At 71.0% G+C, this 24,977-nt stretch carries 20 protein-coding genes and 2 pseudogenes; 10 read left to right on the top strand and 12 right to left on the bottom strand.

What is annotated here, in order from left to right:
* Positions 1-35: 35 nt before the first annotated feature.
* The 9 genes and pseudogenes from OHN19_RS17300 to OHN19_RS17340 form a co-directional block, all read right to left on the bottom strand.
* Positions 36-1,610: an NADH-quinone oxidoreductase subunit M gene (locus OHN19_RS17300; protein WP_330265038.1), complete on the bottom strand. Its 1,575-nt coding sequence runs from the start codon at positions 1,608-1,610 to the stop codon at positions 36-38.
* Between the two features lie 6 nt (positions 1,611-1,616).
* Positions 1,617-3,611, bottom strand: coding sequence for an NADH-quinone oxidoreductase subunit L (locus OHN19_RS17305; RefSeq protein ID WP_330265039.1), 1,995 nt, complete (start codon positions 3,609-3,611; stop codon positions 1,617-1,619).
* Complete coding sequence (gene nuoK, locus OHN19_RS17310) at positions 3,608-4,015, bottom strand: NADH-quinone oxidoreductase subunit NuoK (RefSeq protein ID WP_330265040.1); 408 nt, start codon at positions 4,013-4,015, stop codon at positions 3,608-3,610. The genes OHN19_RS17305 and nuoK overlap by 4 nt, the downstream gene beginning before the upstream one ends.
* 202 nt (positions 4,016-4,217) lie before the next feature.
* A pseudogene (locus OHN19_RS17315) lies at positions 4,218-4,935 on the bottom strand (NADH-quinone oxidoreductase subunit J); the annotation flags it as partial.
* A complete protein-coding gene (locus tag OHN19_RS17320) occupies positions 4,932-5,789 on the bottom strand; it encodes a NuoI/complex I 23 kDa subunit family protein (protein ID WP_330265042.1) in 858 nt (285 codons plus the stop codon). The gene OHN19_RS17320 and the pseudogene OHN19_RS17315, both read right to left, overlap by 4 nt.
* A 2-nt stretch (positions 5,790-5,791) precedes the next feature.
* Positions 5,792-6,760, bottom strand: a complete 969-nt coding sequence (locus OHN19_RS17325; RefSeq protein ID WP_330265043.1) for a complex I subunit 1 family protein — start codon at positions 6,758-6,760, stop codon at positions 5,792-5,794.
* Positions 6,757-8,511: an NADH-quinone oxidoreductase subunit C gene (locus OHN19_RS17330; protein WP_330265044.1), complete on the bottom strand. Its 1,755-nt coding sequence runs from the start codon at positions 8,509-8,511 to the stop codon at positions 6,757-6,759. The genes OHN19_RS17325 and OHN19_RS17330 overlap by 4 nt, the downstream gene beginning before the upstream one ends.
* Positions 8,508-9,224: an NADH-quinone oxidoreductase subunit B family protein gene (locus OHN19_RS17335; protein WP_330265045.1), complete on the bottom strand. Its 717-nt coding sequence runs from the start codon at positions 9,222-9,224 to the stop codon at positions 8,508-8,510. Before OHN19_RS17335 ends, OHN19_RS17330 begins: the two co-directional genes overlap by 4 nt.
* A complete protein-coding gene (locus OHN19_RS17340; protein ID WP_330265046.1) occupies positions 9,215-9,637 on the bottom strand; it encodes an NADH-quinone oxidoreductase subunit A in 423 nt (140 codons plus the stop codon). Before OHN19_RS17340 ends, OHN19_RS17335 begins: the two co-directional genes overlap by 10 nt.
* Positions 9,638-9,829: 192 nt before the next feature.
* On the opposite strand from OHN19_RS17340, the gene OHN19_RS17345 reads away from it, so the two are divergent.
* The 5 genes from OHN19_RS17345 to OHN19_RS17365 all read left to right on the top strand — a co-directional run bounded on the left by OHN19_RS17345 (position 9,830) and on the right by OHN19_RS17365 (position 16,791).
* Positions 9,830-11,047 (top strand): sensor histidine kinase, encoded by a 1,218-nt coding sequence (locus OHN19_RS17345; RefSeq protein WP_330265047.1) that lies wholly within the window; start codon positions 9,830-9,832, stop codon positions 11,045-11,047.
* A gap of 150 nt (positions 11,048-11,197) precedes the next feature.
* Positions 11,198-12,541 carry a sensor histidine kinase gene (locus tag OHN19_RS17350; protein WP_330265048.1) on the top strand — a complete coding sequence of 448 codons (1,344 nt, stop codon included), beginning with the start codon at positions 11,198-11,200 and terminating at the stop codon, positions 12,539-12,541.
* Positions 12,542-12,897: 356 nt separating this feature from the next.
* The gene (locus OHN19_RS17355) at positions 12,898-13,557 is read left to right on the top strand and encodes a response regulator transcription factor (RefSeq protein WP_030327239.1); all 660 of its coding nucleotides are present in this window, start codon (positions 12,898-12,900) and stop codon (positions 13,555-13,557) included.
* Between the two features lie 233 nt (positions 13,558-13,790).
* A complete protein-coding gene (locus OHN19_RS17360) occupies positions 13,791-15,719 on the top strand; it encodes a 2-oxoacid:acceptor oxidoreductase subunit alpha (RefSeq protein WP_330265049.1) in 1,929 nt (642 codons plus the stop codon).
* Positions 15,712-16,791, top strand: a complete 1,080-nt coding sequence (locus tag OHN19_RS17365; protein ID WP_330265050.1) for a 2-oxoacid:ferredoxin oxidoreductase subunit beta — start codon at positions 15,712-15,714, stop codon at positions 16,789-16,791. The genes OHN19_RS17360 and OHN19_RS17365 overlap by 8 nt, the downstream gene beginning before the upstream one ends.
* 86 nt (positions 16,792-16,877) lie before the next feature.
* On the opposite strand, the gene OHN19_RS17370 is transcribed toward OHN19_RS17365, so the two are convergent.
* Positions 16,878-17,276, bottom strand: coding sequence for a helix-turn-helix domain-containing protein (locus tag OHN19_RS17370; protein WP_330265051.1), 399 nt, complete (start codon positions 17,274-17,276; stop codon positions 16,878-16,880).
* Between the two features lie 91 nt (positions 17,277-17,367).
* On the opposite strand from OHN19_RS17370, the gene OHN19_RS17375 reads away from it, so the two are divergent.
* Both OHN19_RS17375 and rarD read left to right on the top strand, forming a co-directional pair.
* Positions 17,368-18,222 carry an SDR family oxidoreductase gene (locus OHN19_RS17375; protein WP_330265052.1) on the top strand — a complete coding sequence of 285 codons (855 nt, stop codon included), beginning with the start codon at positions 17,368-17,370 and terminating at the stop codon, positions 18,220-18,222.
* A gap of 129 nt (positions 18,223-18,351) precedes the next feature.
* Positions 18,352-19,356 carry an EamA family transporter RarD gene (gene rarD, locus OHN19_RS17380; RefSeq protein ID WP_330265053.1) on the top strand — a complete coding sequence of 335 codons (1,005 nt, stop codon included), beginning with the start codon at positions 18,352-18,354 and terminating at the stop codon, positions 19,354-19,356.
* A gap of 32 nt (positions 19,357-19,388) precedes the next feature.
* On the opposite strand, the pseudogene OHN19_RS17385 reads toward rarD, so the two are convergent.
* Positions 19,389-20,591, bottom strand: a pseudogene (locus OHN19_RS17385) (MFS transporter); the annotation flags it as partial.
* 154 nt (positions 20,592-20,745) lie between these two features.
* Between OHN19_RS17385 and OHN19_RS17390 the strand changes: the two are divergent.
* Positions 20,746-21,213: a VOC family protein gene (locus OHN19_RS17390; RefSeq protein ID WP_330265054.1), complete on the top strand. Its 468-nt coding sequence runs from the start codon at positions 20,746-20,748 to the stop codon at positions 21,211-21,213.
* 240 nt (positions 21,214-21,453) lie between these two features.
* Positions 21,454-22,404 carry a M28 family metallopeptidase gene (locus OHN19_RS17395; protein WP_330265055.1) on the top strand — a complete coding sequence of 317 codons (951 nt, stop codon included), beginning with the start codon at positions 21,454-21,456 and terminating at the stop codon, positions 22,402-22,404.
* Positions 22,405-22,418: 14 nt separating this feature from the next.
* Here OHN19_RS17395 and OHN19_RS17400 read toward each other — a convergent pair whose 3' ends face one another.
* On the bottom strand, positions 22,419-23,273 hold the full coding sequence (locus tag OHN19_RS17400) for a hypothetical protein (protein ID WP_330265056.1): 855 nt from the start codon (positions 23,271-23,273) through the stop codon (positions 22,419-22,421).
* 1,032 nt (positions 23,274-24,305) lie between these two features.
* Between OHN19_RS17400 and OHN19_RS17405 the strand changes: the two genes are divergently transcribed.
* Positions 24,306-24,806, top strand: coding sequence for a hypothetical protein (locus OHN19_RS17405; RefSeq protein WP_330265057.1), 501 nt, complete (start codon positions 24,306-24,308; stop codon positions 24,804-24,806).
* The last annotated feature ends 171 nt before the right edge of the window (positions 24,807-24,977 follow it).

The raw sequence follows: 24,977 nt of genomic DNA on the forward strand, positions 1-24,977 counted from the left end.
ATGGGCCAACGGCTGGGCCACGGCGGCCAGGGTGCTCATCGGTTGCCTCCTGCGAGGAGCTGCTGCACGGCCGGGTCGGTCAGGCCCAGGAGGGCCTTCGGCCACAGGCCCGCTACGACGGTGAGGGCGACGAGCGGCGTCCAGGCGGCGAACTCGTACGTGTGGACGTCGGCCAGTTGCGGGGCGTCCTGAGGTGCGGCGCCCATGCAGACGCGGCGGACCACGACGAGCATGTACGCGGCCGTCAGGAGGGTGCCGAACGCGCCGATCGCCATGAAGGTGAGGAAGGCGGGGCGGCTCAGGTCCGCGGCGGGCTTGAAGGCGCCGAACAGGGCCAGCATCTCGCCCCAGAATCCGGCGAGACCCGGCAGCCCGAGCGAGGCGACGGCGCCGAAGGCCAGCAGGCCGCCGAGGCGGGGGGCCTTGCCGTACAGGGCGGCACCGGTCTCCTCGGCGAGGGTGTCCAGGTCGGTGGTGCCCGTACGGTCCTTCAGCGCGCCGACCAGGAAGAACAGCAGGCCGGTGATGAGGCCGTGGGCGATGTTGGCGAACAGGGCGCCGTTCACGCCGGTCGGGGTCATGGTGGCGATGCCGAGGAGGACGAAGCCCATGTGGCCGACGGAGGAGTAGGCGATGAGGCGCTTGAGGTCACCCTTCGCGCCCCGCTTGGCGAGGGCGAGACAGGCCAGGGATCCGTAGATGATCCCGACGACCGCGAAGGCGGCGAGGTAGGGCGCGAAGTCGCGGAAGCCGTCCGGTGCGATCGGCAGCAGAATCCGGACGAACCCGTACGTACCCATCTTCAGCAGGACGCCGGCCAGCAGGACCGAGCCGACGGTCGGGGCGGCGGTGTGGGCGTCCGGCAGCCAGCTGTGCAACGGCCACATCGGGGTTTTGACCGCGAGCCCGATCCCGATCGCCAGAACCGCGATGACCTGCACGGATGCGGTCAGCGACCGGCCGTTGTCAGTGGCGAGTGCCACCATGTCGAATGTGCCCGCCTTGATCCCGATCAGGAGCAGGCCGAGCAGCATGACGACCGAGCCGAGCAGGGTGTAGAGGATGAAGCGCCAGGCGGCGGCCTGACGGTCCTCGCCGCCCCAGCGGGCGATGAGGAAGTACATCGGGATGAGCACCGTCTCGAACGCCAGGAAGAACAGCAGCAGATCGAGGACGGCGAAGGTCGCGAGGGTGCCGGACTCGAGGACGAGCAGCAGCGCGACGAAGGCCTTCGGGGAGGGACCCGACGGCATCTTGAAGTACGAGTAGAGCGCGCAGAGGAAGGTCAGCAGCGCGGTCAGGACCAGAAGGGGGAGGGAGATGCCGTCGATGCCGAGGTGGATGCGCACGTCGAGTGCGGGGATCCAGTTGATGTCGGTCGTGGCCTGCATCTTCGACGGATGGTCGTGGTCGAAGCCGAGCGCGAGGACGATCGCGGCGATGAGGATCACGCCGGTGACGGTCACGCCGTGCCGCAGCACCGCCTGCTCGGGCGACTTCCCCTTCAGACCGGGCGGGGCGGGCAGCAAGGCCGTGACGGCGCCGAGAAGCGGTCCGGCCACGATCAATGCCAGAAGGAACTGCATCACGGACTCGTTGATATCGATCACGCCTGCTCACGCTCCAGTGGCGACGAGGACGACGGCGACCGCGAGGACGACGGTGCCGGCGAGCAGCGCGCTCACATAGGTCTGGAGATTGCCGGTCTGCGCTCGCCGTACGGCGACGCCGAGCCAGCGGGGCAGCGCGCCCGCGCCGCGTACGTAGGTCTCGACGACCTCCCGGTCCAGGAACCGCACCAGGGCGGCTCCGGCCTGGACCGGGCGGACGAAGACGGTCGAGTACAGGGCGTCCAGGTGGAAGCCGACGGCCGCGTGGCGGTGCAGGGGCCCGAGCAGCAGCCGGCCGGGGTCGGCGGGGTCGGGCGCGTAGGCCACGTCTCCGTAGGCGGGCTCGTGGGTGGCGATGGCCTCGGCCTCGACCAGTCCGGCGTCGCCCTCGGGGTGGGCGGCGACCGCGCCCAGCGGCAGACGGGCCGCGACCGCGCTGGTGTGGCGCCAGGCGGCGTAGGTGACCAGGCCGCCGATCAGGGCCACGCCCGTGCCGAGGACGGAGGTGGTGAGGGTCGGAGTGAGGTCGCGTCCGTCGAACCAGTCGGGCAGCACGCGGTAGGCGAACGCGCCGAGGGCGAGGGAGGGGGCCGCGAGGACCCACAGCACCACGGTCATCGTCAGCGGCTGCCGGCCGTGGTCGGGGGCCTCGGTGCCTCGCCCGTTGAAGGCCAGCAGCCACAGCCGGGTCGCGTACGCGGCGGTGAGCAGGGCCGTGACGAGGCCGGCGACCAGGGTGATCCAGCCGGCGGCGCCGGGGGCGTGCTCGGTGTGGCCGGTGGCGACGTGCTCGGCGGCGCCGAGGACGGACTCCTTGGAGAAGAAGCCGCTGAAGGGCGGGATCGCGGCGAGCGCGAGAAGCGCCACGGTCATCGTCCAGAAGGCGTCGGGAATACGGGCGCGCAGGTCCTTCATACGGGACATGGCGGCCAGTGAGTTGGTGCCGGCTGCGTGGATGATCACGCCGGCCGCAAGGAACAGCAGCGCCTTGAAGGCGCCGTGGGACAGGAGATGGAAGACGGCGGCGCCGCGGTCGCCGACGGCGAGGGCGCCGGTCATGTAGCCGAGCTGACCGATCGTCGAGTAGGCGAGGACGCGCTTGATGTCGTCCTGCGCGAGGGCGGCGAGACCGGAGCCGAGCATCGTGACGGCGGCCATGACGGCGAGGACCACCATCGCGGCCTGGGAGGCCTCGAAGACCGGGAGGAGACGGGCGATGAAGTAGACACCGGCGGCGACCATCGTGGCTGCGTGGATGAGCGCGGAGACGGGCGTGGGGCCCGCCATCGCGTCGGGGAGCCAGGTGTGCAGCGGGAACTGCGCCGACTTGCCCGCCACGCCCGCGAGGAGGAGCAGGGCGATCAGGGTCGGGTGGTCGAGTCCGCCGTGCGCGACGGCGTCGAGGACCTTCGTGATCTGGAAGGACCCCGCGTCGGTGGCCAGCGCGAACAGGCCGATCAGGAAGGGGACGTCACCGAGTTTGGTCACCAGGAAGGCCTTGAGGGAGGCGGCGCGGGCCTCCGGGGTCTCCCAGTAGTGGCCGACCAGGAAGTACGAGCAGATGCCCATGATCTCCCAGCCGACCAGCAGCACGATCAGGTCGCCGGAGTAGACGACGAGCAGCATCGCGGAGGTGAACAGGGAGACGAGAGCGGCGTACGAGGGGTAGCGCGGGTCGTCGCGCAGATAGCCCATCGAGTAGATCTGCACGCAGGTGGCGACGAAGGCGACCAGGACAGCTACGAGGGCGGCGAAGCCGTCGATGTGCAGGGCGAGTTCGATCGGGACCGAGCCGGTCGGTGTGAGTTCGGTGGCCGCGTTCACCGTCTGGTCGCCGCCCTGGCGTACGGCGACCACCGCGGCGAGCGCGAGGGCGGCGAGCGTCGGGACGACAGCGAGGGGGCGGACGAAGCCGGGAGCGGTGCGGCCCAGGAGCAGGCCGGCCGCGGCGCCCAGGAAGGGGAGGAGGGGGACGAGGACGGCGAGGGTGGTCGTGGTCACGCGGTGGCCTCAGCCTTCCCGGTCCGCCCGGTCTCCGCGGTCTGCTCGGCGGTGTGGGCGTCGTCGTCGGAGTCGTCGGGGCCGTGGCCCTCGGCGGTGTCGCGGAGTTTGTCGATGTCGGCGGTGCCGCGGTTGCGGTGGACGGCGAGGACGATCGCGAGGCCGATGCCGATCTCGGCCGCGGCGATGGCGATGGTGAACAGGGTCAGGGCCTGGCCGGAGTGCAGGGTCTCCTCGGCGGCCTTGCTCAGCCAGACGTCGAAGGCGACCAGGTTCAGGTTGACGGCGTTGAGCATCAGCTCGACCGACATCAGGACGAGGATGGCGTTGCGGCGGGCGAGGACTCCGTAGAGACCGGTGCAGAAGAGGAGGGCGGAGAGCACGGCGGGATAGGCGAGGTGCATCAGCGGGCACCTTCCTGGTCGGCGGGCTCGGTTCCGGGGGACGCGGTTTTGGTGGACGCGGTTTTGGTGGACGCGGGGCCAGTGGACTCGGTGCCGGCTGGCTTGCTTCCGGTCGGCTCGAGGCCAGCTGGCTTTCCTCCGGTCGGCTCTGTCCCGGCTCGCCCGGTCCCAGTCGACTTGCCTCCCGTCGGCCTGGCTGCCTCGGTCGTCCCCGTTCCCTTGACCGGCTCGGTTCCCGTGGATGACCCATTTCGCCCTATCGGGTGAATACGGGAATTGGGGGCGGATGGGGAACTACCGGTCGCGGCTCGGGAGTTCACAGGGGGAGAGCTCGACTCCGCCTTCGCCTTGCGGGACAGGACGATCGCGCCGACCAGGGCCGCGAGGAGCAGGACGGAGAGGGCCTCGAAGGGGAGGACCCAGTTCTGGAAGAGGCTGGCACCGGTGGCCTCGGTGGAGCCGGCGGCGGGGCCGTCCAGGTCGATCCAGGTGGTGCGGAAGGCGTCCACGACCACCCAGACCAGGGCCGCGGCCGCGGCGACGGCCACCGCGAGGGCGGCCCAGCGATTGCCGGAGTCGGCGTCCGGGGACCGGCCGATGGGGGCCCTCGTGAGCATCAGACCGAACAGAAGGAGGACGACGACGGAGCCGACATAGATGAGGACCTGCACCCAGGCGATGAACTCGGCGGTGAGCAGGAGGTATTCGACGGCGAGGCCGCCGAGGGCCACCACCAGCCACAGGGCGGCGTGCACCAGCTGCTTGGTGGTGACGGTGACGAGGGCGGCGCCGAAGGTGACCAGACCGACGAGCAGGAAGGCGACCTCGACGCCGGTCGGGGAGAGGAAGCCGTGGGATTCGGCGGCGACTGTGGTGAGCGTGGGGTGCGCCGCCGTCCCGGTGGCTACAGCGAGGGTCACGGGGTGTCTCCCTCGGGGGCGGTCGGCCCGGTGGGCGGCTCGGTCGGCTCGGGGTTCTTTCCTGCGGGGTCCGTCGGCTCGGGGCTCGATCCGGCGGGGTCCGTCGGTCCTGCCTTCGGACTGGCTGGCTCCGTTGACTCGGGGCTCGGCCCGGCAGGGTCAGTCGCTCCCGGCTTCGGTCCAGCTGGGCCCGTCGGTTCGGGGCCAGGTGTGGCTGGTCCGGCGTTCGGTGGGGCAGGTGGCTGGGACTTCGCTGTGGACGACGGGGTGTTCGGCTCACCGTCCCTGGCCGGCTCGGTGGTGGGCCCGGGCGGGTCTGTCGGCTTGGGCTGGGTCGTCGCCAGTTTCTCGGCGGTCTTGCGGGCGGCGGCGATCTCCTTCGGTTCCTCCGCGCCGGGGTCGAGGGCGGGCGGGGCCGGGACGGTCCACATCCACTCGCGGAGCCTGTCCCGCTCGTGGGTGAGGTCGCGGATGTCGGTCTCGGCGTACTCGAACTCCGGGGACCAGAACAGGGCGTCGAAAGGACACACCTCGATGCAGATACCGCAGTACATGCAGAGGGAGAAGTCGATGGCGAAGCGGTCGAGGACGTTGCGGCTGCGTTCGCGGCCACCGGGGGCCGCGGCGGGGACCGTCTCCTTGTGGGAGTCGATGTAGATGCACCAGTCGGGGCACTCACGGGCGCACAGCATGCAGACCGTGCAGTTCTCCTCGAACAGGCCGATCACTCCGCGGGTGCGGGGCGGGAGATCGGGCTGGGTGTCGGGGTACTGCTCGGTGACGGTCTTCTTCGTCATCGTGCGCAGGGTGACGGCCAGGCCCTTGGCGAGGCCGCTGCCGGGAATCGGGGCCATAGCTACTGGATCACCACCTTGACGATGCCGGTGAGGGCGATCTGGGCGAGGGAGAGGGGGACGAGGAGGGTCCAGGAGAGCTTCTGGAGCTGGTCCTCGCGCAGGCGGGGGTAGGTCACGCGGAGCCAGATGACGACGAAGGCGAGCAGGGCTGTCTTGAGGAGGGTCCAGACCCAGCCGAGACCGTCGGCGCCCCAGGGGCCGTGCCAGCCGCCCAGGAAGAGGACGGTGGTGAGGCCGCACAGGACGACGATTCCGGCGTACTCGGCGAGGAGGAACAGGGCGAAGCGGAGGCCGGTGTACTCGGTGTAGGCACCGAAGATGATCTCCGAGTCGGCGACGGGCATGTCGAAGGGAGGGCGCTGGAGTTCGGCGAGGCCGGCGACGAAGAAGACGATCGCGCCGACGATCTGCCAGGGGAGCCACCACCACTCGAAGGAGTCGAGGATGCCGGGGAGGGAGACCGTGCCGGCCGCCATCGCCACCGAGGCGGCGGTGAGCAGCATCGGGAGTTCGTAGGCGAGGAGCTGTGCGGCGGTGCGGAGGCCGCCGAGGAGGGAGAACTTGTTGGCGGAGGCCCAGCCGGCCATGAGGGAGCCGAGGACTCCCACGCCCATGACGGCGAGCACGAAGAACACGCCCGCGTCGACGACCTCGCCCACGGCGCCCTCTCCGGGGCCGATCGGGATGGCGAGGAGGACGAGGAGGTAGGGCAGGAGGGCGACGGCGGGGGCGAGTTGGAAGATACGGCGGTCCGCGCCCGCCGGTACGACATCTTCCTTCTGGGCGAACTTGACGCCGTCCGCGACGAGTTGGGCCCAGCCGTGGAAGCCGCCGGCGTACATGGGGCCCAGGCGGCCCTGCATATGGGCCATCACCTTGTGCTCGGTCTGGCCGATGATCAAGGGGAAGGTGAGGAAGACGACGAAGACGATCAGGAGTCGCACGGCGACGTCGAGAGCGTCGTTCACTGCGGGCCTCCTGGCGGGTTGTCGGGGGTGCGGGGGTGGGGGGTTGAGGTGTCTGGGCTCGGCGGGTCGTCCCGGTTCGAGTCGTCGCTGTCAGCGGCTGAGTCGTCAGGGGTTGGACCGTCGGCGGTGGGGTCCTCGGGGGTCGGGGCGGTGTCCTGGGGTTCTGGCGCGGCCGGTTCGGGGGTCGGTGCGGTGGCCTCAGGGGTCGGCTCTGCGGACGCCGAGGGCTTTTCGGGGACCTGGGGCGGTTCCGGGCTCTGGGGGGATTCCGCGTCCTGGGGGGCGCGCGGGCGTTCCGTTGCCGGGTCGTCGAAGGCGGGGCGGGCGTGGTGCCACGGGGCGTCCGGGCTGCGGAGGGTAGTGGGTTTGGGGCGCGCGGGGGTGGAGCTCGTGTCGTCGGACGACGGTTCGGAGGTGGGCGTGGTGCGCTGGCTCGCGGAACCGCCTGCGGCACTGCGAGCCCGACGCGGCCCGGCCGGAGCGGCGCCGCTTCCTGCCGGGTGCGGTGAGGTGGGTGCGTCTGCCCCGGGCGAGCCCTTCGCCGGGGTCGTGGACGAGGACTCGGGCGAGCCGGTTGCCGGAGCAGTGGCCGCGGGCGTCCCGTCGGCCTGGGCTGCGGGACCGTCGCCCGTGCGGTCGGCTCCCGGCGCCGTCTGGCCGGCCGAGCCCTGCGCAGCGGTACGGGTGCGCCGGGGCACGCCTGCGGGCGGGGCACCCGGAGCACCGGCCCCCGCCTCTGTCGCCCCAGCCCCGGTCCCGGCCTGACTCACGGAACCCTCGGCCGCCGACCTCACGCGACGCGTCCCAGCGCCCGCAGCCGCGCCCGCACCGGGCGCCGCCTCGGCCTGACTCGCCGAACCCTCGGCTGCCGTACCCGGCGTCCCGACCCCCTCCGCCTGACTCGCCGAACCTTCCGACGCCGACCGCGCCCGACGCGGAGCGCTCGCCGCCGCGCCCGGCGTCCCGGACTCCCCCGCCTGACTCGCCGAACCTTCCGACGCCGACCGCGCCCGACGCGGAACCCCACCCGCAGCCCCCGCCCCGGCAACGGCACCGCCAGCGGCCCCGGCCCCCGGCGTCTCCACCTGACTCGCCGACCCCTCCGCCGCCGACCGCCCCCGACGCACAGGCCGGTCGGAGGAAGGGCGGGGCGTGCGGGTGGGGCGGGTTGGGGTGGGGGGGAGTTGGCCCTTTTGGGGGCCCCAGTCGTTGGGGTCGGGGACTCCTGGGGGGAGCATCTGGCGGCGCTTGGGGCCGCCGTGTTCGGACTCACCCGGTTCCTTCGCGCCGGGCCAGGCCTTGGCGACCCGGGCGGCCAGGACGAAGTCCTTGCGCAGGGGGTGGCCCTCGAAGGTCTCCGGGAGCAGGAGGTGGTCGAGGGACGGGTGGCCCTCGAAGGTGACGCCGAACATCTCGTGGGTCTCGCGTTCGTGCCAGGCGGCGCCCGCGTAGATGTCGACGGCGGTGGGGAGGACCGGGGTCTCGTGGGGGACGGTTGTGCGGAGCAGCAGGCGTCGTACCGGGGAGAGGGCCGCCACGTGGGCCGCCACGCGGAAGCCGGTGCCGGGTTCGTCGACCGCGCTCAGCCAGTCGAAGTAAGTGCAGCCCAGCTCGTCGCGGGCGACAGCCAGTGCGGTGAGCCAGGACGCAGGCGGGACGTCCACCGTGAGGACCTCGTACGACTCCTCCGCGGTCGCCTCCGGACCGAACAGTTCCGCAGCGGGGGCGGGCAGCCAGCCGACGGCCGTCACCGCGCACCCCCCTCAACAGAACCAGACCCAGAACCAGCCCCAGAATCAGAACCAGAATCAGTGCCAGAAACAGGTTCGGTCGCCTTGTCCGGTCCCTGCACCAACCCGCTCTGGAGCGCCGCCACCGACGCGCGACCCCCGGACCTCCCGGACGTCCCGGACGCCCCGGACGTCACCCCGTACCGCTCCCCCAGCGACTCCCTGGCGATCTTCTCCTGTAGCTTCAGGATGCCCTGGAGCAGGGCTTCGGGGCGCGGCGGGCAGCCCGGGACGTAGACGTCCACCGGGATGATCTGGTCGACGCCCTTCGTGACCGAGTAGGAGTCCCAGTAGGGGCCGCCGCAGTTGCTGCACGCGCCGAAGGAGATGACGTACTTGGGCTCGGGCATCTGTTCGTACAGACGCTTCACGGCCGGGGCCATCTTGTCCGTGACCGTGCCGGAGACGACCATCAGGTCGGCCTGGCGGGGGCCCGGCGCGAAGGGGATGACGCCGAGGCGGATGAAGTCGTGGCGGGCCATCGACGCGGCGATGAACTCGATCGCGCAGCAGGCGAGGCCGAAGTTGAAGACCCAGAGGGAGTACCGGCGGCCCCAGTTGAGGACCACCTTCATCGGCTCGGGGGCGAGACGGGCGAGCGCGCCCAGCCGCTTCGGCTCCGGGAGCAGAACGGGTTCCGTGGCAGCGAGGTCGGCGCCGGGGGTCACGTCCATGCCAGGACACCCTTCTTGTACGCGTACAACAGCCCTACGGCGAGGAAGCCCAGGAAGATGAACATCTCGACGAGGGTCGTGGCGCCGTAGCCGGGCGCCGCGAAGACCGTCGCCCAGGGGAACAGGAAGATCGAGTCGACGGCGAAGATGACGTAGAGGAAGGCGTAGACGTAGTAGCGGACCTGGGTGTGGGCCCAGCCCTCGCCGACGGGGTCGACTCCGCACTCGTACGTCAGGAGTTTCTCGGGGGTGGGGACCACGGGTCGCAGCAGGCGTCCGGCGCCGAAGGCGACCGCGACGAACAGCACGCCGACGACGGCGAGCAGTCCGACGACCGAGTACGACTGGAAGTAGTCCGCCGCGACGACAGTCGGATCGACGGCGCTTGCACCGACGACGGTCGGTTCCGGCACGTCCGCCCCTCGCTCCCTGTGAGCTGCTGAACACCGCTGTTCGACGATCTGTACGCACGGGAGTCTAGGCCCTCGTAAAGGCACGGTAAGCAGCCCGTCACCCCCTAAAGGAACAGGGGTGGGGTTTTCCCCAGCACGGCGCGGCGGTCCGCCTCATGGCGCACGGCCCGCGCGCGCGGCACGCTAGCCCATATGACCGAACGCCACTCCTCCCCGAGCCGTGCCGTGACCGCCGCAGGAAGCGGCGAGGGCAGCCGGCTGCCACCGGCCCGTCTCGCCTATGACGCGCACACCTGGAAGGAGATCGCGCACCTCCTGGCGAACCTTCCGGTGTCGGTCTTCGGATTCGTCTACGTCGTGACGGTGCTGTTCACCGGTTTCTGGCTGACCGTGACGGTGATCGGTTTCCCGCTGCTCGCGGCCGGTCTGCTGGGCGCGCGGCAGCTGGGCAAGCTGGAGCGGGCGCGGGCCCGGGCGCTGCTGGGTGTGCGGGTGGACGAGCCGAGCCGGCTGCCGTGGCGTGCCAAGAACGGCGCCAACGGCTTCTTCGCCCAGCTGTGGATGGGGGTGAAGGACCCCGTGGGCTGGCGGACGGTGCTGTACGACTTCATCCGGCTGCCGTGGGGGGTGCTGACCTTCACCGTGACGTTGACGTCGTTGTTCGTGCTGTGGCCGGTGCTGCCGTTCATCGCGCGGGGTCTGGCCAACGTGGACCGGGCGATGGTGCGGGGGCTGCTGTCGCCCTCCGACGAGCTGGAACGCCGTATCGCCGAACTGGAGTCCGACCGGGGGGTCGTGGTCGACACGGCAGCCGCCGATCTACGGCGGATCGAGCGCGATCTGCACGACGGGGCGCAGGCCCGGCTGGTCAATCTGGCCATGGGGCTCGGCCTCGCGAAGGAGAAGCTCCTGGAGGACCCCGAGTACGCGCAGGCGATGGTCGCGGAGGCGCACGGCGAGGTGAAGCTGGCGTTGCAGGAGCTGCGGGATCTGGCGCGGGGGATTCATCCCGCCGTACTGACCGACCGCGGGCTCGACGCCGCCCTGTCCTCGGTCGCCTCGCGCTGCACCGTGCCGGTGAAGGTGACCGCCGACCTCGACTCGCGGCCGGTCCAGGCGATCGAGGGGATCGCCTACTTCACCGTCTCGGAGCTGCTGCAGAACATCAGCAAGCACAGTGGGGCGCGGTCGGCGTCGGTCGACGTGTGGCGGGCGGAGGACCGGCTGCTCATCCAGGTGTGGGACGACGGCCGCGGCGGTGCCCGGCTGGACGGGGGCACCGGTATGCGCGGGCTCGCGGAGCGGCTCGACGCGGTCGACGGGCTGTTCGTCATCGACTCGCCGCCGGGCGGGCCGACGGTCGTGACGGCGGAGCTGCCGTGGCGGGACCGGGCCTCGGAAAGGCCGTAGCAGAGGGGAAGGGTGGGGAAAACCCCCCTTCCAAGACGCCGACGGCCTCCATGGTCCGTTGAGCTGCGGCGCAGCAGGGTGGAGGTACGACAACCGGTGGGACAGCCGGTAGGGCACCGCAGGGCGGGACGAGGAAGAAGGACGACGTCGATGGCCACGGACTACGGGTACGACAGTGGGCTCGGGTTCCCCGGGGAAGTGCGGCGGCATCGGGTGCCGGCGGGGCTGCGGGCGCCGTTCGAGGGGCGGACCTGGCGGGAGCTCGGCTATGTGCTGCTGAGCCTGCCGATCAGCATCGTGATGTTCACGTACGCCGTCACGATGGTCTCGCTGGGCGCGGGACTGCTGGTGACCTTCCTCGGCATCCCGGTCTTCGCGGCGGGACTCGCCGGGTGCCGTGGGCTCGGGGCGCTGGAGCGGGCGCGGGCGCGGGGGCTGCTGGACCTGGAGGTCGCGGACCCGGAGCCGCTCAGGGCGCGGGGATCCGGGTTCATGGCGTGGATCGGGGCGGTGCTCAAGAGCGGGACGTCGTGGCGGACGCTGCTGTACTCGGTGCTGCACCTGCCGTGGGCGGTGTTCTCGTTCGTCGTCGCGGTGAACTTCTGGGTGTACGGCTGGGCGCTGCTGACGTATCCGCTGTGGTTCTGGGTCTTCCCGGCGTACGTCGGGCAGGACGGGCTTCAGCTCTACGGCGACGAGACCCACCACATCTACCTGGACAACCCGTTCGAGATCGGGGTGACCGCGCTGGTGGGGCTGTTGTTCACGCTGGCGACGCCCTGGATCGTGCGGGCGCTGACGACGGTGGACCGGGTGATGGTGCACGGGCTGCTGGGGCCGACCCGGCTGTCGGCGCGGGTGGTGGAGCTGGAGTCGGACCGGGGGGTCGTGGTGGACACGGCGGCGGCGGATCTGCGGCGGATCGAGCGGGATCTGCACGACGGGGCGCAGGCCCGGCTGGTGGCGCTGGCGATGGATCTGGGGCTGGCGAAGGAGAAGCTCACGGAGGATCCGGCGGCGGCGGCGCGGATGGTGGACGAGGCGCACGGTGAGGTGAAGACGGCGCTCCAGGAGCTGCGCGATCTGGCGCGGGGGATTCATCCGGCGGTGCTGACGGACCGGGGGCTGGACGCGGCTCTGTCCTCGGTGGCCTCGCGTTGCACGGTGCCGGTGCAGGTGGAGGTGGATCTGCCGTCGCGGCCCGCGCCGGCGATCGAGGGGATCGCGTACTTCACGGTGTCGGAGCTGTTGCAGAACATCAGCAAGCATTCTCGGGCGACGTGGGCTGCGGTGGATGTGTGGCGGGTCGAGGACCGGCTGTTGTTGCAGGTCGTGGACAACGGGGTGGGTGGGGCCGATGCGTCCTCCGGGTCGGGGCTTGCGGGGCTTGCGGAGCGGTTGGACGCGGTCGACGGGATTCTGGTGGTGGATTCGCCGGTCGGGGGGCCTACTCGGGTGACGGCGGAGTTGCCTTGGCGGGGGGATCGGGTGTGACGGGTTCCGTGTGACGGGGCGGTGGGGGGTTTCGCCCCCGCCGCCCTTACCCGTCCCTCCCCCAGAGGGGGACCCCCACCAGGGGCGCTGCCCCTTCGACCCCGCCCCGGACCGCCGCCCCTGAGGGCTCCGCCCCCAGTCCCCCGTCGGCCCCGAAGGGGCCTCGTCCTCAAACGCCGGACGGGCTGGAATGTGACCGGGATCCAGCCGTGACCCCCTACTCTCGCGCCTTTGTTCGTATCTGCCACCCCCTAATCCCGCTGCCCCCGCCCCCTCCGCATCCGAATGCTGGAATGCTGGACTTGTTCAGTGGGTGGCATGGAGTGGGCTGGGGGGCCGAAGTCGTGGAGGACAGGGTGCGGGTGGTCATCGCCGAGGATTCAGTGCTGCTGAGGGAGGGCCTGACCCGGTTGCTGACCGACCGCGGGCACGACGTCGTGGCCGGTGTGGGAGACGGGGACGCGCTGGTCAAGACCATCGGTGAGCTGGACGCCCAGGGCGAGCTGCCCGACGTCGTCGTGGCCGATGTGCGGATGCCGCCGACGCACACCGACGAAGGTGTGCGAGCCGCCGTACAACTGCGCAAGACACATCCCGGACTCGGGGTACTCGTACTGTCGCAGTACGTGGAGGAGCGGTACGCCACCGAGCTGCTGGCCGGGTCCAGCCGCGGGGTGGGGTACCTGCTCAAGGACCGGGTCGCGGAGGTGCGTGAGTTCGTGGACGCGGTGGTACGGGTGGCCGAGGGCGGTACCGCCCTGGACCCCGAGGTGGTCGCTCAGCTGCTGGGACGCAGCCGTAAGCAGGATGTGCTCGCGGGCCTCACCCCCCGGGAGCGGGAGGTGCTCGGGCTGATGGCCGAGGGGCGGACCAACTCGGCGATCGCGCGGCAGCTGGTGGTCAGCGACGGGGCCGTGGAGAAGCACGTCAGCAACATCTTCCTGAAGCTGGGGCTGTCGCCGAGCGACGGGGACCACCGGCGGGTGCTGGCCGTGCTCACCTATCTGAACTCATGAACATCTGACACTGTGTCAGAAAACTGGAGAACCGCGGGAACCGAGGGAGCGTCTTCAAGGAAAGCGCCGGGGGGCGTGCAAATGGTGACAAGTCAGGGCGGCAAACCGTCTCAGAACCATGTCCATCATGCGAATGGCCGAGGGAAGGCGAACCCTGCGGTCGTAGGGTTGATCCTGGGAAGGCCTGCGGGAAGGCCGCTCCCGAACAGCCGCCTCGAGGGAGGTCCAGTTCAGTGACCAGTCAGGTCAGCAGCCCAGCGGAGCAGGCCGACGAAGCCGTCGTGGGAGAGCAGCGCAAAGAGCCGGGCGTGAAGGATGTCCGCCGTCTCGACCGGGTGATCATTCGTTTCGCGGGTGACTCCGGTGACGGTATGCAACTCACCGGGGACCGTTTCACCTCGGAGACGGCGTCCTTCGGCAACGACCTGTCCACCCTTCCCAACTTCCCCGCCGAGATCCGGGCCCCTGCCGGAACCCTGCCGGGGGTCTCCTCCTTCCAGCTCCACTTCGCCGACCACGACATCCTCACGCCCGGGGACGCGCCGAACGTGCTCGTGGCCATGAACCCCGCCGCCCTGAAGGCGAACATCGCCGATCTGCCCCGGGGCGCGGAGATCATCGTCAACACGGACGAGTTCACCAAACGGGCGATGCAGAAGGTGGGGTACGCGGCCTCGCCGCTGGAGGATGGGTCACTCGACGGGTACAGCCTTCACCCGGTCCCCCTGACCACGCTGACCGTCGAGGCCCTCAAGGATTTCGACCTCAGTCGCAAAGAGGCCGAGCGCAGCAAGAACATGTTCGCGCTCGGCCTCTTGTCGTGGATGTACCACCGGCCCACCGAGGGCACCGAGAAGTTCCTGCGGACCAAGTTCGCGAAGAAGCCGGAGATCGCCGAGGCGAACCTGGCGGCCTACCGGGCGGGCTGGAACTTCGGCGAGACGACCGAGGACTTCGCGGTCTCCTACGAGATCGCCCCGGCCACCAAGGCCTTCCCGGTCGGCACCTACCGCAACATCTCCGGGAACCTCGCGCTGTCCTACGGACTGGTCGCCGCGTCCCGCCAGGCGGACCTGCCGCTGTTCCTGGGCTCGTACCCGATCACCCCGGCCTCGGACATCCTGCACGAGCTGTCCAAGCACAAGAACTTCGGTGTACGGACCTTCCAGGCCGAGGACGAGATCGCGGGCATCGGCGCGGCGCTGGGGGCGGCCTTCGGCGGTTCGCTGGCCGTCACCACCACCTCCGGTCCGGGGGTGGCGCTGAAATCCGAGACGATCGGTCTCGCGGTCTCCCTTGAGCTGCCGCTGCTCGTGATCGACATCCAGAGAGGCGGGCCGTCCACCGGTCTGCCGACCAAGACCGAGCAGGCGGACCTGCTCCAGGCGATGTTCGGGCGCAACGGCGAGGCGCCGGTGCCGATCGTCGCGCCCTGCACCCCGGCCGACTGCTTCGACGCGGCGCTGGAGGCGGCCCGGATCGCGCTGAGCTACCGCACGCCGGTGATGCTGCTCTCGGACGGCTACCTGGCCAACGGCTCCGAGCCCTGGCGCATCCCCGAGCTGGACGAACTCCCGGACCTGACCGTGCAGTTCGCGCAGGGCCCGAACCACACGCTGGACGACGGCACCGAGGTCTTCTGGCCCTACAAGCGCGATCCGCAGACCCTCGCCCGGCCCTGGGCGGTGCCCGGCACCCCCGGTCTCGAACACCGCATCGGCGGCATCGAGAAGGAGGACGGGACCGGGAACATCTCCTACGCCCCGGCCAACCACGACTTCATGGTCCGGACCCGGCAGGCCAAGATCGACGGGATCGACGTACCGGATCTGGAAGTCGACGATCCGCACGAGGCGCGCACGCTGGTGCTGGGCTGGGGGTCGACGTACGGGCCCATCACGGCGGCGGTACGGCGGCTGCGGACGGCCGGCGAGTCGATCGCGCAGGCCCATCTGCGCCACCTCAACCCCTTCCCGCGCAACCTGGGCGCGGTGCTGAAGGCGTACGACAAGGTCGTGATCCCCGAGATGAACCTCGGGCAGCTCGCCACGCTGGTGCGGGCGAAGTACCTGGTCGACGCGCACAGCTACAACCAGGTCAACGGCATGCCGTTCAAGGCCGAACAGCTCGCCACGGCTCTCAAGGAGGCCATCGATGGCTGAGACGTCCACGGAAGGCACGGGCACGATCGAGGCACTCTCGCTCGTCCCCAAGGCCGAGGCGCGCCAGAGCATGAAGGACTTCAAGAGCGACCAGGAAGTCCGCTGGTGCCCCGGCTGCGGTGACTACGCGATCCTCGCGGCGGTCCAGGGCTTCATGCCGGAGCTCGGGCTGGCCAAGGAGAACATCGTCTTCGTCTCGGGCATCGGCTGCTCGTCCCGTTTCCCGTACTACATGAACACGTACGGCATGCACTCGATCCACGGGCGGGCGCCGGCGATCGCGACGGGGCTCGCGGCCTCGCGCCGGGACCTGAGCGTGTGGGTGGTGACGGGTGACGGTGATGCCCTCTCGATCGGCGGGAACCACCTGATCCACGCCCTGCGCCGGAACGTGAACCTGAAGATCCTGCTGTTCAACAACCGGATCTACGGCCTCACGAAGGGGCAGTACTCCCCCACCTCCGAGGTCGGCAAGATCACGAAGTCGACGCCGATGGGGTCGCTGGACGCGCCCTTCAACCCGGTGTCGCTGGCGATCGGCGCGGAGGCGTCCTTCGTGGCGCGGACGGTGGACTCGGACCGCAAGCACCTGACGTCGGTACTGCGGGAGGCGGCCGCCCACCCGGGTACGGCCCTCATCGAGATCTACCAGAACTGCAACATCTTCAACGACGGCGCCTTCGAGGCCCTCAAGGACAAGCAGCAGGCCGAGGAGGCGGTGATCCGCCTGGAGCACGGGCAGCCGATCCGCTTCGGCGCGGACCTGTCCAAGGGGGTCGTCCGGGACGCGGCGACGGGCGACCTGAAGGTGGTACCGGTGACGCCGTCGAACGAGTCGCAGATCCTGGTCCACGACGCGCACTCCGCCTCCCCGACCACCGCCTTCGCCCTCTCCCGCCTGGCCGACCCGGACACCCTCCACCACACCCCCATCGGCGTCTTCCGCTCGGTGAACCGCCCGGTCTACGACACCCAGATGTCGGACCAACTGGACGCGGCGATCGAACAGAACGGCAAGGGGGACCTGGGGGCACTGCTGGCCGGCGGGGACACCTGGACGGTGGTGGGCTGACCCACCGCGTGCACGGGGCCCGGATGCGACTCGGCATCCGGGCCCCGGTCGTTCACCTGTCCGGGCCGCCGGTGCAAGAGGGCCGCTCAGGCCTGCTTCTTCTCCGTGTCGTACCTCTCCCGTGCCTCCAGTACCGCCGCCATCCGGCGGGAGGTCCACTCCGCCAGCGCCTGTACCTGTTCTGCTGCCTCGCGGCCCAGGGGGGTGAGGGAGTAGTCGACCCTCGGGGGGATGACCGGCTGGGCGTCTCGGTGGACCAGTCCGTCCCGTTCCAGGGTCTGGAGCGTCTGCGTCAGCATCTTCTCGCTGACCCGGCCGATCGCCCTGCGGAGTTCGCTGAAGCGGTACGGGCGGTCCAGGAGTTGCATCAGCACCAGGACGCCCCAGCGGCTCGTCACGTGTTCCAGGACCAGGCGGTGGGGGCACATCGCCTCGCCCTGGGTGGCCGCCGCCTCCGAGAGGATCTTCTCCGTACTTACCGACATGCCAGTACCTTACTTCAAAGTGGGTACTTTCGCAGAGTTAGCGCCTCCCCTAGGGTTAGTGCCAACGCACCCCACTAGGAGATCGCACATCATGAGCATCGTCGTCACCGGAGCCACCGGACACCTCGGCCGCCACGTCGTTCAGCAGCTGCTCGAGAAGGTCCCGGCCGAGCAGATCACCGCCGTCGTCCGCACCCCGGAGAAGGCCGCCGACTTCGCGGAGAAGGGCGTGAGGATAGCCGTCGCCGACTACAACAGCCCCGAGACCTTCGACAGCGTCTTCGCGGCCGGCGACAAGGTGCTGCTGATCTCCGGCAACGAGTTCGAGAAGGGCCGCCCCGCCCAGCACCAGGTCGTCATCGACGCCGCCAAGGCCGCGGGCGTGGCGCTGCTGGCGTACACCAGCGCCCCCGGGTCCCTGACCGCCGCGCTCGCCGACGACCACCGGGCCACCGAGGAGGCGCTGCTCGCCTCCGGCCTGCCCTACTCGCTGCTGCGCAACGGCTGGTACAACGAGAACTACACCGAGAACCTCGCCCCCGTCCTGGAGTACAACGCCGTCGTCCAGGCCGCCGGTGACGGCCGCGTCTCCTCCGCCTCGCGCGCCGACTACGCGGCCGCCACGGTCGCCGTGCTGACCGGCGAGGGGCACGAGAACTCGACGTACGAGCTCGGCGGTGACGAGGCCTGGAGCTTCGCCGAGTACGCGGCCGAGCTGAGCAAGCAGACCGGCAAGGAGATCGCCTACAACGCCGTCTCCGTCGAGGCCTACACCGGGATCCTGACCGGCGCCGGGCTGCCCGGGCCGCTCGCCGCGACCCTCGCCGGTGTCGACGCCTCCATCGAGAAGGGCGAGCTGGTCGTCTCCTCCGGTGACCTGTCCCGTCTGGCCGGCCGTCCCACCACCCCGATCGCCGAGTCCATCGCGGTCGCGCTCAAGGGCTGACCTCACTCCCCCGGCAGCCCCTGGGCGCCCCACCCCCGCCTGTCATGACCGTATAGCGATACGGGCATGACAGGCGGGGGTGCTCGGCGTTACCGTCGAGCAGGCGGCGACGTGCGAGGAGGAGGGTCCGTGAAGTCGAGAGGCGAGCGGCACATAGGTCTGCTGAACGGCTTCGCCGCGTACGGGATGTGGGGCCTCGTGCCCCTGTTCTGGCCGCTGCTCAAGCCCGCCGGAGCCGCCGAGATCCTCGCCCACCGGATGGTGTGGTCCCTCGTCTTCGTCGCCGTCGCGCTGGTCTTCGTACGGCGCTGGGCCTGGGCCGGTGAGCTGCTGCGGCAGCCCCGCAGGCTGGCGCTGATCACCGTGGCCGCCGCCGTCATCACCGTGAACTGGGGCGTCTACATCTGGGCCGTGAACTCCGGCCATGTCGTCGAGGCCTCGCTCGGGTACTTCATCAACCCCCTCGTCACCATCGCCATGGGCGTGCTGCTGCTGAAGGAGCGGCTGCGGCGCGTGCAGTGGGCGGCGGTCGGGGTCGGCGCCGCCGCGGTGCTGGTCCTCACCATCGGGTACGGGCAGCCGCCGTGGATCTCCCTCACGCTCGCCTTCTCGTTCGCCACCTACGGCCTGGTCAAGAAGAAGGTCAACCTCGGCGGGGTGGAGTCGCTGGCGGCCGAGACCGCGATCCAGTTCCTGCCCGCCCTGGGTTACCTGCTGTGGCTCAGCTCGCGGGGGGACCTCAGCTTCACCGCCGAGGGTCCGGGGCACGCGGCGCTGCTCGCCTCGACCGGCGTCGTCACCGCGCTCCCCCTGGTCTGCTTCGGCGCCGCCGCGATCCGGGTCCCGCTGTCCACGCTGGGGCTGCTGCAGTACCTGGCCCCGGTCTTCCAGTTCCTGCTCGGCGTCCTCTACTTCCACGAGGAGATGCCGCCCGAGCGGTGGGCCGGGTTCGCGCTGGTCTGGCTGGCGCTGTCGCTGCTCACCTGGGACGCCCTGCGCACCGCGCGGACGCTCAGGAGGGAGATCAGCAGTCCCAGGACGACCATGACGACCGGCACGGTCAGTGCCGTACGGAAGGCGGAGAGCCTGGCCTCGGGTCCGGAGCCGCTGGACTCGCCCGCCGCGAGGCCGTAGACCGCCGTCACCGCGGCGATCCCGATCGCCGAGCCGAACTGGGTCGCCGTGTGCAGGAGCCCGCTCGCCAGGCCCTGCTCGGACTCGGCGACCCCGTCCGTCGCCGCGATCGTCAGCGGTCCGTACGCCAGCGCGAAGGCGGTGCCCGCGAGGAACAGCGTCGGGAACATCGCCAGGTACGGCCAGTCCATGCCGACGGGCAGGAAGAGGCCGTAGGCGAGCACCGCCAGCAGGAAGCCGCCGACGATCACCCGCACGTTGCCGAAACGGGCGACGAGCCTCGGGGTGAGGGTGGGGGCCAGCACCGCGTCGCAGCCCATGACCACCAGGGCGATCGCGGTCCGCACCGAGGACCAGCCGCGCAGTTCCTGGAGATAGAGCGTCACCACGAACTGGAAGCCGAAGAAGGCCCCGACGAACAGCAGCGCCCCGAGGTCCGCCCGTACGACGGGACCTCTGCGCAGGATCCCGAGCCGCACCAGCGGGTGCGCGGACCGGCGTTCCACGACCACGAACAGGACCCCGAGCAGCAGCGCCGCGAGGGCGGACGCCGCTGTCGACCACCACGCGTCCAGACCGTGTTCCAGGCGTACGACGGCGTAGGCGGCCAGCAGCATGGCGCCGGCGGCGGTCAGGGCGCCGAGCAGGTCGAAGCCGTGTCCGGTCGGGGGCGGGGCGGGCCGGCGCGGGATGAGCCGGAAGGCGGCGACCAGCAGGGCGCCGGCCATGAGCACCGGCGCGAAGAAGACCCAGCGCCAGCCGAGCGCGGTCAGCAGGCCGCCGATCACCAGGCCGAGGGAGAAACCACCGGCCGCGGTGCCGGCGTACACCAGCAGGGCCTTGTTGCGCTGCGGGCCCTCCTCGTACGACGTGGTGATCAGGGACAGGGCCGCCGGTGTCATGAAGGCGGCGGCCACGCCGGTGACGAAGCGGGCGACGACCAGCATCCAGCCCTCGGTGGCGAGGCCGCCGAGGCCCGAGAAGACGAGGAAGACGGCCAGCCAGAGCAGGAACATCCGGCGGCGCCCGAGCAGGTCGGCGGCGCGGCCGCCGAGCAGGGTGAAGCCGGCGTAGCCGAGCACGTAGGCGCTCATCACCCAGGCCGCGGTGTCGGTGGCGAGACCCAGGTCGGAGCGGATCGAGGGGATGGCGACGGCCATCATCGCGATGTCGGCGCCCTCCAGGAAGATCGTTCCGCAGAGGACGAGCAGCAGCGCCCAGGCGCGTGCGCCCATGACCACACTCTCCGTCGGTAGGGGTTGCTCGGCCGAGGGTCGGTTCCCTCTCCTTCCATGGGACACCCGGAAGGGCTGTCAGGTACGGCGGATCGATCCCCGAGCGGACCGTATAGGACAGCCCGCGGCCTGATTCGTCGCTATAAGTGACTCCATGACGCAGACCACACCCGCACCCCTGCACTGGAAACTCGTCGTCGACGCCGGTGACCCGCACGCCCAGGCCGACTTCTGGGCCGCCGCCCTGCACTACGAGACCGAGGACAACGACGCCCTGATCCAGCGGCTGCTGGAGCTCGGCGCGCTGCCGCGCGAGGCGACCGTCGAGTACCACGCCCGGCTGGCCTTCCGGGACCTGGTCGCCGTACGGCATCCGGACGACCCGTACGACAAGGACAGCGGTACCGGTCTGGGGCGGCGGCTGCTCTTCCAGCGCGTGCCGGAGCCGAAGACCGTCAAGAACCGGCTCCACCTCGACCTGCACCCCGGGGAGGGCAGGCGCGCGGCCGAGGTGGAGAGGCTGACGGGGCTCGGGGCGAGCGTGCTGCGCGAGGTGAGCGAACCCTCGGGGGCGTGGGTGGTGATGGCTGATCCGGAGGGGAACGAGTTCTGCGTCCACTGACCGTGTTCGGGCCCGTGCTCGCGTCCGGGCTCGTGCTCGCGTTCGGGCCCGTGCTCACGTCATGGTCCGTGCTCGCGTCAAGGTCCGTGCTCGCGTCAAGGTCGGGTGAGCCGGTGTACGAACTCCCCTGACCGGATTGCGCTCTTGACGGTGAGTCAACCTCAGCTTCACGATCCAGGCACCATTCGCTGTGGAGTTCCTGTGACTTCAGGGACTCCCATGGAATTCGGAGCCCCCCACATGAAGCTCTCGGTTCCCGGGCGCGTCACGGCCACCGCCGTCGTCGCCGCCGTCTCCCTCCTGGCCGGCGGATCCATAGCCGGCGCGGCCCCCGCGGGAACAACCGCGGTGGCCGCGGCCCCGGACATCCCGGTGGCCAACGTGAAGGCGCATCTGACCCAGCTCCAGTCCATCGCCACCGCCAACGGCGGCAACCGCGCGCACGGCCGGGCCGGCTACAGAGCCTCGCTCGACTATGTGAAGGACAAGCTGGACGCCGCCGGATTCACCACGACCATCCAGCAGTTCACCTCCTCCGGCCGCACCGGCTACAACCTGATCGCCGACTGGCCGGGCGGCGACACCAACCAGGTGATCATGTCCGGCTCGCACCTCGACAGCGTGACGGCGGGCGCGGGCATCAACGACAACGGCTCCGGTTCGGCGGCCGTCCTGGAGACCGCGCTGGCGGTGTCCCGGGCGGGCTTCCACCCCACCAAACACCTGCGGTTCGCTTGGTGGGGAGCGGAGGAGCTGGGCCTGGTCGGGTCCCGGTACTACGTCAGCAGCCTGTCGACGGCGAACCGCTCGAAGATCAGCGGCTACCTCAACTTCGACATGATCGGCTCGCCGAACCCTGGTTACTTCGTCTACGACGACGACCCGGCCATCGAGAAGACCTTCAAGGAGTACTACGCCGGCCTCGGCGTCCCGACCGAGATCGAGACCGAGGGCGACGGCCGCTCCGACCACGCGCCGTTCAAGAACGCGGGCGTGCCGGTGGGCGGGCTGTTCAGCGGGGCGGACTACGTCAAGACGGCGGCGCAGGCGGCCAAGTGGGGCGGGACGTCGGGGCTGGCCTTCGACCGCTGCTACCACTCGTCGTGCGACACGACGGCCAACATCAACGACACGGCGCTGAACCGCAACAGTGACGCGGTGGCGTACGCGGTGTGGGGGCTGTCGCAGTAACACGGCTCCCTGGGCTAGGAGTTGGCGTTCCGTGCGCGTTCCGCGAGGCGGAGCATGCGGGAGCGGGCCGACTCCAGCTTCTCCGGTTCGTCGGCCGCCGGGCCCTCCCCGGCGGCCATCTCCGTCCACAGGGCGATCAGGTCGCCGCCGAGGGCCAGGCCCCGGGACGGATCCCGTACGGCCTTCCAGGCGGTGGCCGCGCTCTGCAGGTTGCCGTAGGCCGACTCGGCGTCGCCGGCGCGGTGCTGGATGCCGGCGAGGTCGAGGGAGATGTCCGCGGCCTGCGTCGGCTCACCGGCCAAGTAGGCGATGTAGGCGGCGAGTTCACGCACGCGCAGCACGTCGGGGTGCTCGGCGCCGAGGGTCTGCGCGGCCTCGGCGATGACCTCTTGAGCCAACTCCGCGGCAACCTCCGTCCGCCCTTCCCGCACGGCCTCACTGATCCGCTCCACACCCTCCCCGAGCACGGCCGTGTCCTCGACGACGAGGCCCTCCCCCATCACGGCCTCGGCCACGGCGTCGAACCCCCGCACGGGGGCGGGCTTGGGGTCGGGGTCGTCGAGGAGTTGGGCGGGGGTGAGGAGGGGGACGGGTGCGGGACGGGGGGTGGGGGTGGGGGTGGTGCCGGGGGCGGGGAGGGGTTGGGGTGGGGTGGGGAGGTTGGTTGAGGGGAGGGGGGTCGGGGGGAGAGGCGTCGGTGATGTGTCGGTGGGGGGCAGGGGGGCGGCGGCGAAGTCCGTTGGGGGGAGGGGGCGTTGCGGGGTGTCGGCGGGGGGTGAGGTGAGGGGGGTCGGAGGCAGGGGCCTCGGGGTGTAGGCGGAGTGGGTCGCGGGGAGCGCCTCGGCGGCAGCTGCGGGGCGTGCGTCCATGACGGGGGGCGGGCCGAACGCGCCTGTGGGGGGTACGGCGGTGCCGGGGGGCGGGGGCGAGTACTGCGGCGGGGTGGAGGCCGGGGGCGGGGCCGAGGTGTGGTCCGGGGTCGGGGTGGGAGCCGCGACTGGGGGCGGGGTGGAAGGTGACACCTGGACCGGGTGCCCAATCGGAGCCGCGGGCGGGCTGGAAGGCGACGCCTGAGCCGGAGATCCGGTGGGAGCCGAGGGCGCGGGCGCGCTGGAAGGTGACGCCTGGACCGGGTGCCCAATCGGAGCCGCGGGCGCACTGGAAGGCGACGCCTGAGCCGGAGATCCGGTGGGAGCCGAGGGCGCGGGCGCGCTGGAAGGTGACACCTGGACCGGGTGCCCAATCGGAGCCGCGGGCGGACTGGAAGGCGACGCCTGAGCCGGAGATCCGGCGGGAGCCGCGAGCGGGGTGGAGGGCGGCGCCTGGACCGAAGGTCCCGTAGGAGTTGCAGACGGGGTGTGCGGCTCGTTGCCGGGTGTGTCGGCTGGGTTCGGGAACACCCGGTGGGTCGTCGGGAGGAGGACCGGGCCGCTCGGGGCCTCGAAGGCCTCCGGGGTGTCATGGACCGGTTCCGCGCGCGGAGGGATCCTCACCGGATCCGCGGTGAAGCGGCTGGCGCCGTCCGTGGTGATCTCCAAGGGGACCACCCAGCCGATGCGGGCGTCGTGGATCGTGGCGTGGACGGGCCGGCCCGAGGTGCGGGCGAGGTGGTGGAGATGGGTCAGGACGGCCTGGTGGAGTTCCTCACCGGCAGACGCCGTGACCGTCGTTCCGGCCACCGTCGCGCACTCGCCCGTCGACGGGACGCGGACGTCGATCGGGGGCGTCCCCCACTGCTGTTCCCGCTTCTTGTCGCGGCTGAGTCGAGACATCTCATCCCTCACGGTCGTGCACGTACTGTCGAGTCTCTCCGCTCGCCCCCGGTCCTCACGTCACCGTGATGTCACAGGCCTGTTCCAGGAGCTGCGGGACGGGTGGGATGACAGGGTCGGGGCGCGGGCATGCGCACCGACGGACGGCGAGAGGCGGAGAACGTGCAGCGACAGGGGCCGGAGATCTGGATCCGCGGGCCGGTGCCCCCGGCCGGGAGGCGGTTCTCGTGGGTCGGCACCCATGGTGGCGCCGGCGTCTCCACCCTGGCCACCGTCTACGGCGGTCACGACAGCGGACGGGACTGGCCGGGCCCCGGCGCCCCGGCATCCGTCCTGCTCGTCGCCCGCACGCACGCCACCGGTCTGCTCGCCGTCCGCCGTGCCCTGGAGGGCTTCCGGCACGGGGAGCATCCCCCGGGCCTCGACCTCGACGCCGTCGTGCTCGTCGCGGACGCCCCCGGGCGGCTCCCCCGGCCCCTCGCCGACCGGATCAAGGAGATCGAGTCGGCGGTCGACGTGTACCGGGTGCCCTGGGTCTCCGACTGGCGCCTCGGCGACCTGAGCGGCAAACCACCACGCGGCACCGAGGCCCTGGTCCGGCTCGTCCAGGCCACCACCAACGTCCGCTGACGCCTCCCGCCCCCGGCCCGGCCGACCCACCCCGCCCACCCCGTCCCCATCCCGACCCCGCCCTGCACCCTCTCCGCTCCCCCACCCCACCCTGGACAAGTGGATGCGCACGCATATAATGCACATGCGAGTAATTACCGCACGCCGTACGCCGCCCCTCCGGGAGATCTC

Source organism: Streptomyces griseorubiginosus, assembly GCF_036345115.1.
GTDB classification, from domain to species: Bacteria; Actinomycetota; Actinomycetes; order Streptomycetales; family Streptomycetaceae; genus Streptomyces; species Streptomyces griseorubiginosus_C.